This window comes from Cellulosimicrobium sp. 22598 (genome assembly GCF_052044445.1).
Taxonomy (GTDB): domain Bacteria; phylum Actinomycetota; class Actinomycetes; order Actinomycetales; family Cellulomonadaceae; genus Cellulosimicrobium; species Cellulosimicrobium cellulans_G.
On the sequence record NZ_JBQEMZ010000029.1, the window covers coordinates 23,864 to 34,797 of the forward strand.

Below are 10,934 nucleotides of genomic sequence, written 5' to 3' on the forward strand. Positions count from 1 at the left end.
GGGGGCCCGGGACGAGGTGACGCGGCGATGATGACCGTGCACGTCCTGCACGCCGGAGACGGATACAGCTACCTCACTCGCCAGGTCGCCACGCACGACGTGAGCCGCGAGCAGGGGAAGTCACTGAGCGACTACTACATGCAGCACGGCAACCCTCCCGGGCAGTGGGTGGGGCGTGGTCTGGACGCGCTGGGCGTCGTCGGAACCGTGCGCGAGGACCAGATGCGCGCACTGTTCGGGGAAGGTCTGCACCCGGAGGCGGACCGCCTGACGGCCGCCGCGATCGCCGCGGGAAGGACCGAAGAGCAGGCCGTTGCGGAGGTCCGGCTCGGACGTCGGTTCTCCCGCTTCGAGCGTGAGGACGACACCTTCAACGCCCGCGTCGCGGAGGCCTTCGCGACCTTCCGTGCTACCCATGACCGCAACCCCGAGGTCGGGATCGAGCGTGACCTCATCCGTTGGACGGTCGCCGGAGAGGTGCTGACCGAGCAGCGTGGGGGAGAGGCACCGAGTGACGCCGACCGGGCGCGCTTCCTCGCCACACGCGGCCAGGCTGCCCGTCAGCCGGTCGCCGGCTACGACTTGGTCTTCACCCCCGTGAAGTCCGTTTCGACCCTCTGGGCCCTCGGCGACGCACAGGTGCGAGAGCAGGTCGCGGAGGCGCACCGAGCGGCATGGACGGAGGCTCTCGAGTGGGTCCAGAGCGAAGGAGCGTTCACCCGCGCTGGGCGCGCCGGAGTCGCCCAGATCGACACGCACGGCCTGATCGCCACGGCGTTCGATCACCTCGACTCACGCACCGGTGACCCCAACCTCCACACGCACGTTGCTGTCTCCAACAAGGTGCTCGGGGTCGACGGGAAGTGGCGGGCGCTCGACGGGCGCGTACTGCACGCCTTGGGCGTCGCGGCGTCCGAGCGCTACAACACGAACGTTGAGACGGAGCTGCGCGAGCGGCTCGGAGTCGAGTTCGTCGAGGAGACCCGGCGCGCGGGACGGCAGGGCGTCCGCGAGGTCGCCGGCATCGACCGCGGCGTGCGAGAGGCCTTCTCGCGTCGCCGCGCGAGCATCGAGGACGAGTACGAGCGACTGCTCGGCGAGTACCGCGCCAAGCACGGTCACGAGGCGCCTCGCGGAATGCAATTCCGCCTCGCGCAGCAGGCCACGCTTGAGACCCGCGGAGAGAAGGGCGCGGTCGTCTCGCTCGGCGCTCGGATTGCTGAGTGGCAGACCGTGGCTGCCCGCATTCTTGGGAGCCCGTCTGAGGTGTCCCGAATGGTGCGATCCGCGCTCAACCGGGACGTCGGCGAGGCGCGCGTCGTAGAGGTCGACGAACTCGCGCAGGAAGTCGTTCAGAACCTCACGACGAAGCGGGCCACGTGGGGCCGGTTCCACCTTGAAGCGGAGGCGCTGCGCGTCGCGCGCGAGAATGTGGCGCGCGGCCAGGATGTTAGGTCGCTCGTGCGGGACGTCGTCGCGCGGGCGACTTCGCTTTCGATTGCGCTCACGCCACCCGAGCTCAACGAGACGCCGGAGGTGCTCCGGCGCGCCGACGGTGAGTCGGTCTACACCGTGCACGGCTCCGAGCGCTTCACCAGCCTGGCTGTTCTCGAGGCCGAGGACGCGCTCGTGGCCGCGGCGCAGAGCGACGGCGGCCTGCGCGTGGACGAGGGGACGTTCGAGCGCGCGACGTCGGAGATTGAGGAATCGACCGGGCGCCGGCTGAACGCCGGACAGCGAGAACTCGCGCGCCGCTTCGCCGTCGGCGGCCACCGGATCGAGGCCGGGATCGGTCCCGCGGGTGCAGGTAAGACGACCGCGATGAAGGCGTTTACGCACGCCGTGGAGACTGCCGGTGGCCGCGTGCTCGCGCTCGCCCCGTCGGCGGCCGCGGCCGCGGTGCTCGGCGGTGAAATCGGCACGGCCGCGGACACCCTGCACAAGCTCCTCGACGCCCACCGCGACGACCGGCCCACGCCCGCGGACCTTGTCGTGGACGAGCGGACCGTGCTCCTCGTCGACGAGGCCGGCATGGCAGGCACGACGGAGCTCGCCGCGGTGCTCGAGCTCGCGGTCCGCCGCGGCGCCTCGGTGCGGCTCCTCGGCGACCCCGCCCAGCTCTCCGCGGTCGGTGCTGGCGGCGCGCTGCGCCTGCTCGACGAGCGTGCCGGCGCCGCGCACCTCGAAGAGGTCCACCGGTTCACCGACGCCGCCGAGGCCGCAGCGAGCCTGCGCCTGCGCGACGGCGACGTTGGCGCCGTCGGTTTCTACGTCGACAACCGGCGGGTGGCTGGCGGCAGCCAGCAGGACATGACCGATGACCTCTACACCGCATGGTGGGCCGACAACGAGGCAGGCCTCACCTCCGTCATGGTCGCCGCGACGAACACCGACGTCGTCACCCTCGCCAGCCGCGCACGCCTCGATCGCGTGGCCGCCGGCGAGGTCGAGCGCGACGGCGTCGAGCTCCACGACGGCACCCGCGCGGGCGCCGGCGACGTCGTCGTGACCCGAAGCAACGACCGCCGCCTCAAGGCCGGACCGACCGACTACGTCAAGAACGGCGACCTGTGGCACGTTACGGGTCGCTCGCGCCGTGGCCACCTGCGCGTGCAGCACACCACGACCGGCGCTCGAACCACGCTGCCAGCGGACTACGTCCGCGAGCACGTCGAGCTCGGCTACGCCGCGACGATCCACCGCGTGCAGGGCATGACCGTCGACACATCGCACACCCTCGTCGGCGCAGGAATGACCCGCGAGCAGATGTACACCGCCGTCACCCGAGGCCGCCGCTCCAACCGGCTGTACGTCGTGGCCGAGGAACTGCTCGAGGTCGACGCCCACGAGCAGCCGGCGCCCGAGCGCGCCGCGGCCGCCGCGCTCGAGAGCGTCGTCGCCCGCAGCGGCGCCGAGCTCTCGGCGACCGAGACCGTCGAGCACGAGTACGACGCCGCCGAGTCACTCGCGCGCCTCGTGCCCGCGTACGAGGACGCCTACGAGCGACTGCTCGACCCTGACCGCGACGAGCGACTCTCCGCGGCCGCCCGTGCCGCGCTGCCGGAGCGTGCCGACGAGCTGCTCGCGGACCCCGCCTGGCCCGCTCTTGCGGCGCGCGTCGCGCTCCACGAGGCGGCCGGCGCCGACCCCGTCGAGGTGCTCCGGGGGGCGGCGGAAGAGCGCACGCTCGCCGGAGCGAAGTCGCTTGCACAGGTGCTCCACCACCGCGTGGGCGTGCCCACGCTGCACGACCTCGACCGTCGCGGACTGCCCGCCTGGATCACCCCCGCACCGGACGTGGTCCTTCCCGACGTCGGTGCGCAGGAGGCGCCCGTCGACGCCGAGCGCGCGCGTGCCCTCGAGGTCCAGGCCGCGGCCTGGACCTGGTGGCAGGACCAGCGGAGTCGAACCCCTTGGGCGGACGAGTACATGGCGACGCGCGGCCTCGCCGCGACCGAGTACGGCGTCGCTCCCGCAGGCTGGACCGCGCTCGTCGAGCACCTGGCGGCCGCCGGCTACTCCGACGACGACATGCTCGCCGCAGGCGTCGCCACGACGACCCGTCGCGGAACGCTGGTCGACCGGTTCCGCGACCGCGTCGTCTTCCCCGTGCGTGACGAGCACGGCGACGTCGTCGGCGTGAGCGCCCGGATCAACCCCGCGAGCACCGACGAGCGCGCGCCTAAGTACCTGAACACGCCCGAGACCGTCACCTACCGCAAGCGCGAGCTCCTCCTCGGTCTCGACCCCGAGGCGCGAGCCCGCCTCGTCGCCGGCGCCCGCCCCGTCCTCGTCGAGGGTGCCGCCGACCGTGCGGCGATCCTCGCCGCAGCGCCCGACGTCGTCCCCGTCGCGGCGTGCGGCACCGGAGTTACCGAGGAGCACCTCGCCGCGCTGCGCGCTGCCGCAGGCCGCGAGCTGCACGACCTCGTCGTCGCTCTCGACCCGGACGCCGCAGGCCGGAAGGCCGCCGCGAAGGTCTGGACGATGCTCACACCCGCAGAGGCAGCGTCCGCGGCCGCGCTCGACCTGCCCGCAGGACTCGACCCCGCCCAGATGGTCCAGGACCACCGCGGCGACGAGCTCCGTGCCGCGCTCGAGCACCCGAACCGGTCCCTCACGTCCGCCGTCATCGACGCCACGATCGACCGCCACGACCTCACCTATCCCGAAGGGCGGGCGGTCGCGATGCGCGACGCCGCCCACACGACTGCCGCTCACCTCGAGCCCGCCGCCCTGGCCGGCGTCGCCGCGCACCTCGCGGCCCGCTTCGCGGACCACTACCCCCGCGAGCTCGTCGAGGAGGAAGTCACCGAGGCCTGGCTCGAGCGTCGGCCCCAGCCGGGACCGGCAGCCCCCGCTGCCGCCGTGCCTGCTCGAAGCATCGACCCCCAGGTCGCCGCGTGGCTCAACCGACAGGCCGACATGGTCGCCCGCAGACTCGACCGGCTCGTCGACGACGTCGCCGCTCGACGCACGCCCTGGGCCGGCGCGATCGCCGACGCGCCCGCGACGACCGCCGCCCGCGATCAGTGGGAGACCGCCGTGCGCCACATCGCCGCCTACCGCGACCGCTACGCCATCACCAGCAGCGAGCCGCTCGGCCGCGCCGACGTCGTCGGCGAGCAGGCGCTCGCTCGCCAGCACGCCGCCGCGGCGCTCGACACCGTCGCCCGCGCTGAGGACGAGCCCGCCCTCGCCGTCGCGCCGTCGCGCACACTCGACCGCGCACAGCAGATCCTCGCCGACGCCCGCGCCCGACGTGAGGCCGCCCAACGCGAGGCGGCCGCGCGCGAGGAGACCCAGCGCCGTCAGCGTGAGGAGCAGGCTCGCGACCAGCACGGCCGCGGCCGCGGGTTCGAGCGCTGACCGTCATGCGGCCGTTGCCTCTCTACCGACTTCCGCGCGCGGCGTGGACGCTCGCGGTCTCGTTCGCGGGTGAGTGGGACAAGGACGGTCGAGACCTTGTCCCGCCAGGCTGGCGGCCGAGGATCGCGGCAGCAACCGTCGGCCTCTACGCGATTTCGTTGCTCGTGATTCCCGGTGCACACCAGAGCCAGGACGGGCGCGTGGTAGCCGTGCTCCGCCGCCAGGAGCGACGCGCGAATCTGCTCATCGGGCTTCGCGCGGCCGCGGTCGGCTCTCCGCTCCTAGTCGCCATCGCTCTTGACCCATCGCGGCTAGCTCCCGCCGGCCTGGCTCTCCTGGCCCTCGTGGTCGGGCCCGGGTGGTGGGGATGGAAGACCTCGAGAAAGTACCGGCCCGGCGCCCCGAAGGGGTCACCAACCGAGCCGCGCGCGACCTGGTCGCTCTCGTCGGTCGGATGCCGACCCGAGGCCCGCGGACCCTACACGCTGTTCCCGGTCCGCGAGCTCGTGCGCCAGCACGCCAAGCCTGGTGACACGGTCGGTGTCGTGGCCGGCAGTACCGAGACCGCGAAGGCCTACGTCGCCATCGGCTTCGTCCGCGTCGCTGACCACGACCCGCGCATGATCCTGACCTGCCGCGTGTGACCAGCGTCACGCCAAGATCGGTCGTTCTCGCCGGGACACTATCGGCGCCCATCCCGTTCCATGCGCGGCATGGAAACCTACCCCGTGCCCTGCACCTGGCAGCCCTGCACCTCTACGACCGCAACCCTCGTCCGTGTCCACCCGACGCCGAGGCCCCGGTGGCTCCCAACCAACGAGGGCGGCGCACCGATCCCACCTGAACACGAGCAAGGAGCCGACTACCGGTGCACCGACAAGTTCCATCCATTCGAGGCACCGTTCCCACCGCCCGCCTGACAATCGATCGTTTCTCGGACACCGTGGCCGCCGTCGCGACACGCCGAGAGAACATGTGGCAGAACTAGTGTCCGAAAACCCCCGGTGTCGCAGAACGTGACCCGGGGGTTTTCGCTACCGTCACGCCATGGCACACACCTACGGGTACGCCCGGGTCTCCACCACGGCGCAGAACCTCACCGCCCAGGTCGACGCACTCACCGGGCCGGGCGGCGTCGACGTGCGCGACGTCGTCGTGGAGAAGGCCTCCGGGCGCCGCGAGGACCGTCCCGAGCTCGCCCGCGTCCTCGCGCAGCTGCGCGAGGGGGACGCCCTCGTCGTGACGAAGCTCGACCGGCTCGGCCGGTCCGCCGCGCACGTCGCCCGCCTCGTGGCCGACCTCGACGAGCGCGGCGTCACGCTGAGGTCCCTGTCGGAGACGATCGATACCTCGAGCGCAACCGGCCGGCTCATGGTGCATGTGCTCGCCGCCGTCGCGCAGATGGAGGCCGACCTCGCACGAGAGCGCACCCTCGACGGGCTCGCGGCCGCACGCGCACGGGGCCGCGTCGGCGGCCGGCCAACCGTCATGACCCCCGACCGCATCGAAGCCGCGCGCGTCGCCCTCGCCGGTGGCCAGTCCCGCGCCGCCGTCGCCCGCGCGCTCGGCGTCTCTCGAGACACCTTGTACCGCCACCTTGACGCCCTAGTCGCGAGCGAGGTTGGCGAGACCCGGTGAAGCGCGCTTGTCTGTTCTGCGGCGCCCGTATCGACGCGCTGAAGCGCCGTGACGCGCTCTACTGCTCGGGAGCGCACAAGCAGGCTGCCTACCGTCGCCGCGCCACGGCGCTCCCTCCTGAGCTCTGGCGGCTGAGCGTCCAGGACTTCGCCGACCAGTACGACGAGCCCGAACTGTTCGATGGCCTAGAGGACCTGCCGGTCTCCGACCACTCTTTTCCCGTCGTCGTCGTCGCGTACGGAGCGCCCCCACCTCCGTGCCTGCTCTGCGCGAGACCGATCGGCGAAGAAGTGAGCGACATGGACCCCGACACGGAGCTGCATACCGGGCTCATCCTCTGCCGCCCAGGTGGTGACTACGGGCCGTTCTGCTGGATCTTCTGCCTCGTGGAGTCGGCGCACACAGTGAGGTGATCCGTCGTGCGTTACAAGCCCTTCGGGACCGTGTCAGGAGCCTGCCTACACGGATGTTGTTACGGATAGGCCGCTCTCACCTGCACATACGCAGAAGTAGTTCCGCGCGCGTCCGAGGCGATGAGGAGAATTGCGTCAGAGGTCCGGAGCACCGCCGGTCGCAAAAAACGAGCGACCCCCTGCTGGTAACAGGAGGTCGCTCCGGACCCGTCACTCGGCAAGAGATGAAGGGACGCTAGACATGACGGTACACCGGGCCTCCGCGCCCTCCTGGATTTCCGCACTCATCGTCGCCGCGGTCGTCGTGGCCGCGCTGATCATCACCAAAGAGCCGGCATACGCGGTCGCGGTCACCTACCCGGTGCTCACTGCCCTCGGTGCGCAGAACGGGCGCAAGAAGCGTCGCAGGCCGAGCTAGCCGCTCGCCGTGCCGCATCCCTCGCCGCGCCGACGCCGGACGCCGGTTGGGCATCGGGCGGCCCCGCTAGGCTGCGTCGAGCAGCCCGACCACGGGCCGGGGGAACGACGAAGGCCCCCGGTCTGCGACCGGGGGCCTTCGCTCAAAGCTCTTAACGGGATGTCTTTCCCCGCCTTCGCATCGGAGTGTAGTTCTATGGTCGATCAAACTCAACCCTCCCGCTCCCTCACCGTGGAGTCGCTGCGCCGGGTGCTCTCGGAACCGCGCTTCCAGCCCTACCTTCGGGCGACCGGCGGGAAGACCGCGGACGCGTTCAACCTCTACCGGTGGAACATGGCGCTCTCGGCAGCCTCGTACGAGGCGCTCCATCTGGTCGAGGTCGGCTTGCGCAACGCGATGGACGCCGAACTCCGCACGTGGAATGCCGCCCACGTCGACCGCAACGGGCAGTCTCACGGCGAGGATTGGCTCCTCGACCCGCATCACTCTCTTGGACAGCTCCTGGCGCGCGACCTTCCCACCGCGCTTGACCGCGCGAGGAAGGCTGTCAAGCGCGCCGGCCGCCCCCCTGCAGCCCTGTGCCACGACGACGTCGTCGCTCAACTCACCCTCGGTACGTGGCGGTACCTCCTCCCGGCCAGGAACCTCCGGAAGTCCCCATCCAAAGCGGCGCTGTGGAACGCCGGACTGAAGAACGCCTTCCCCCACCTCGGACGTCCGCACGGCGAGCTCGTCGACGACCTCGACAAGGTCCATCGGTTCCGCAATCGCGTGGCGCACCTCGAGCCCATCTTCGGCACGGGCCACGCGAACAGCGCGTACGCGGCGATGTGCAGGGTGACGAGTGACCTCGACCCCGGGATGCGGGGCTGGCTCGACAAGCAGTCTCGGGTGGACGACGTGCTCCGCCGCGCCCCGCTGGCTCTCCCGGCCACTCCCTGACCCGTCGCCTGGCACGTCTTCGCATGTGGGAAGGACGTGCCAGGGTCAGAACGTCTGCGACGTCGAGGGCGGGGGGATCATGCGGTTCGTCGAAATCGAGGATGAGCGAGGAGAGCGGTTCGTGCACGCGGCCGTCGCGCGCGCCGTGGTCGGGTACAGCGCTAAGGACCCGATCCCAGCGAAGGCCCGTCGACAGGCCCATCTAGACGCGATCTTCCGAAGCCACGGCCGCGCACCCGCCGCGAGCACCGTTCTAGCAGCCACCGACCAGAACGGAAACGAGCTCTACGGCGCCGTCGTCCTGGACGCACCGTTCTACGCCACGCTCGCCGTGCAAGACCCCGAGCGCGCGCGAGCGCTCGCACAACTGCACCGCGTTGTCGCGGGCCTCTTTGTGGCGGACGCATACCGAGGTGACGGGCTCGGCACCTACCTCCTGTGCGAGCTCGCGGCGGGCCACGCGCTCGAGCGCGGCGCGCGATACCTCGACGGGTTCGTCGACGACCGCAACGGCAGCGCCGACTTCTACCGCACGGCCGGGCTGACCGTCATGGCGCACAACACCGGCCTCCCGTCGAGGCGGCCAAGCCTGACCGCCCTCGAACACCACCAGGAGCTCGACGGTCACTGGTTCTACCTCGACCTCTGGGCTACCTACGTCGACCGGATGCGCTGCAAGGAGTGCGCGGGCGAGCTGACCTTCGTGCCCGACGACCTCGGGGGCGACCTCAGGTGCCCGCGGACGCGAGTCGACGAGGTCGGTCGGCTGGTGCACGACGTCCGTCCAGCCCCCGGAGGGCAGCCGTGATCGTCCACGGGGCCTATCAGGCCGCACCCGAGCCGGGGCAGCCCGCCGACGGTCCTGTGCGCGAGGTCGCGGTCGAAGCCGCGACGTACGAGGCGGCGCGCGATCAGCTCTACGCCGCGGCGGGCGACGGCGAGCGGCTGCTCGGCGTCAGGGTTGTCGGCCGGGCCGAGTCCTACCGCCCGCGGGCGACGCGATGACGACGCCCGCCCCGCCGACCGGAGATGGCGACGTGGGCCCGCTACGTCTCGTCCACGCGAGTCCGGAAGCGCCGCTCGCGCAGCTCGTGGCCCCGGATTGAGGCAGAGACATGCCGTTTCAGCCGGGAGGCGGCAGATTGCGTCTACTCGCGTCTCGCCTTGCGGTTGAGTCGGGCATCGCCTCGACGCCAGGGTGAGGGCGACCCCCCCACACCCCCCTCTATCTACGGGGCTCGCATGGCCTCGCACGGTCTCGCATCATGGCATCGGCATGACCTCGCACACTGGCACCTGAGACGGTTCTCGCTCGATTCTGATACCGACGTTCGGTCCGGAGCTTCGGCTATGTTGGCCTCATGGACACCACGACATCGACCCCAGAGACCCAGCCCACCGAGCGAGACCCCTTCGAGGGTTTCGAGAACGAGACCCCTGCCGACGCGACCTTCACCCGGGCCGAGCTGCTCGGGCAGGCCAAGCGCGGCTTCGTGCGCATCCGCAAGGACTTCGTCCAGCGCGAGAGCAAGCCGCGCGCCTCCGTGCTCGCCGAACTCGTGAGCGGGGGCAACGAGCTCGCTCTCGACCTGCTCCTCACCGCCCACGCTCTCCAGCCCATCCTCGAGGACTCCCCGCTCGACATCAAGGTCTGGGCGCGCATGCTCGGTGACGACGTGAGCGTGCGCAGGACGACCAACGCGTTCAAGAAGCTCGAGAGTCTGAACCTTCTCAAGATCGAGGGCAAGCGCGGTACCCCCGAGGTCGTGCTCCTGCGCGAGAACGGGGACGGCAAGCCGTGGAGGGACCGCGAAGACGACCCTGCTGCGCGCGGGCGCGGGTTCTTCACGCTCCCGTTCGACTACTGGACCTCCGGCCTGATCGACGACCTCGACCTCCCCGGCAAGGCGATGCTCCTCGTCATGCTGAAGGAGACCCAGGACCCCAACGGCAAGCTCACGTTCGTCATGGCGCACGAGCGGGCCCAGGAGTTCTACGGCTTCTCCGAGCGCACCGCCGAGCGCGGGTACCTCGCACTGCGAAAGCGGAACCTCTTCACCGAGAAGCCCAAGCTCGTGAAGTCCGGCCGCCACCCTCTCGGGCATCGCGAGGAGTGGCACCGCGCGCTCGTCTACCCGTACTCGACCGATCACCGCGAGACCTTGCGGAAGATCGCGAACGCAGCCAGCACTACTGCCTGACCGGTCAGAGTGTGGCAGCGCGTATGTAGGATCGCGGCGCACCGAGAGGCGCGCCCGATTCCTCAAGAACTTCCTGGCGCTGGGCCAGGAGCTCCGCTGCGGCGGAGAGATGAAGGAAGCAGGTGGTGCCTGTGGGAAGCAGCATGTGTCCCACGTGCAAGCAAGTCGTCTCTACGACGAACGGCACGAGTCGCCGGGGATGGGTGAAGGTCCTGATCCCGGTACTCGCGCCGCTCATCAAGGAGATGATCTCGCTGATTCGTGACCTGTCATGAGTCACCACGTGGCCTGATCTGAGGCCACACCGGGGCGTCTCGCGTTGCCGCGCGGGGCGCCCCGTTCACGTCCGACGGTAGGCCGCCGGGTTGCGCGCGCGCAACCTGGTGGGCCCCGGTCGATGCACACACCGCGCCCACTCGAGGCGGGCATCGCCCCCCAGGAGCTCAACAAGTA

At 70.9% G+C, this 10,934-nt stretch carries 8 protein-coding genes; all 8 read left to right on the forward strand.

Annotated features, from left to right (window positions below):
* Window positions 1-27: 27 nt before the first annotated feature.
* Complete coding sequence (gene mobF, locus ACTJIY_RS20240) at window positions 28-4,869, forward strand: MobF family relaxase (protein ID WP_440675302.1); 4,842 nt, start codon at window positions 28-30, stop codon at window positions 4,867-4,869.
* 1,047 nt (window positions 4,870-5,916) lie between these two features.
* Window positions 5,917-6,507: a recombinase family protein gene (locus ACTJIY_RS20245; protein WP_440675303.1), complete on the forward strand. Its 591-nt coding sequence runs from the start codon at window positions 5,917-5,919 to the stop codon at window positions 6,505-6,507.
* A complete protein-coding gene (locus ACTJIY_RS20250) occupies window positions 6,504-6,920 on the forward strand; it encodes a hypothetical protein (RefSeq protein ID WP_440675304.1) in 417 nt (138 codons plus the stop codon). Before ACTJIY_RS20245 ends, ACTJIY_RS20250 begins: the two co-directional genes overlap by 4 nt.
* Before the next feature lie 241 nt (window positions 6,921-7,161).
* On the forward strand, window positions 7,162-7,338 hold the full coding sequence (locus ACTJIY_RS20255; RefSeq protein ID WP_155099686.1) for a hypothetical protein: 177 nt from the start codon (window positions 7,162-7,164) through the stop codon (window positions 7,336-7,338).
* Between the two features lie 231 nt (window positions 7,339-7,569).
* On the forward strand, window positions 7,570-8,280 hold the full coding sequence (locus ACTJIY_RS20260; RefSeq protein ID WP_440675305.1) for a hypothetical protein: 711 nt from the start codon (window positions 7,570-7,572) through the stop codon (window positions 8,278-8,280).
* A 79-nt stretch (window positions 8,281-8,359) separates the two neighbouring features.
* Window positions 8,360-9,088 (forward strand): N-acetyltransferase family protein, encoded by a 729-nt coding sequence (locus ACTJIY_RS20265; RefSeq protein ID WP_440675306.1) that lies wholly within the window; start codon window positions 8,360-8,362, stop codon window positions 9,086-9,088.
* Window positions 9,085-9,285: a hypothetical protein gene (locus tag ACTJIY_RS20270; protein WP_440675307.1), complete on the forward strand. Its 201-nt coding sequence runs from the start codon at window positions 9,085-9,087 to the stop codon at window positions 9,283-9,285. The genes ACTJIY_RS20265 and ACTJIY_RS20270 overlap by 4 nt, the downstream gene beginning before the upstream one ends.
* 356 nt (window positions 9,286-9,641) lie before the next feature.
* Window positions 9,642-10,481 (forward strand): hypothetical protein, encoded by an 840-nt coding sequence (locus ACTJIY_RS20275; protein WP_155099690.1) that lies wholly within the window; start codon window positions 9,642-9,644, stop codon window positions 10,479-10,481.
* Window positions 10,482-10,934: the final 453 nt, after the last annotated feature.

What these genes read in the sequence shown, in the direction of transcription:
- ACTJIY_RS20275 (WP_155099690.1), top strand. Translation starts at nt 9,642, where the DNA reads ATGGACACCACGACATCGACCCCAGAGACCCAGCCCACCGAGCGAGAC.
- ACTJIY_RS20265 (WP_440675306.1), top strand. Translation starts at nt 8,360, where the DNA reads ATGCGGTTCGTCGAAATCGAGGATGAGCGAGGAGAGCGGTTCGTGCAC.
- ACTJIY_RS20245 (WP_440675303.1), top strand. Translation starts at nt 5,917, where the DNA reads ATGGCACACACCTACGGGTACGCCCGGGTCTCCACCACGGCGCAGAAC.
- ACTJIY_RS20255 (WP_155099686.1), top strand. Translation starts at nt 7,162, where the DNA reads ATGACGGTACACCGGGCCTCCGCGCCCTCCTGGATTTCCGCACTCATC.
- mobF (WP_440675302.1), top strand. Translation starts at nt 28, where the DNA reads ATGATGACCGTGCACGTCCTGCACGCCGGAGACGGATACAGCTACCTC.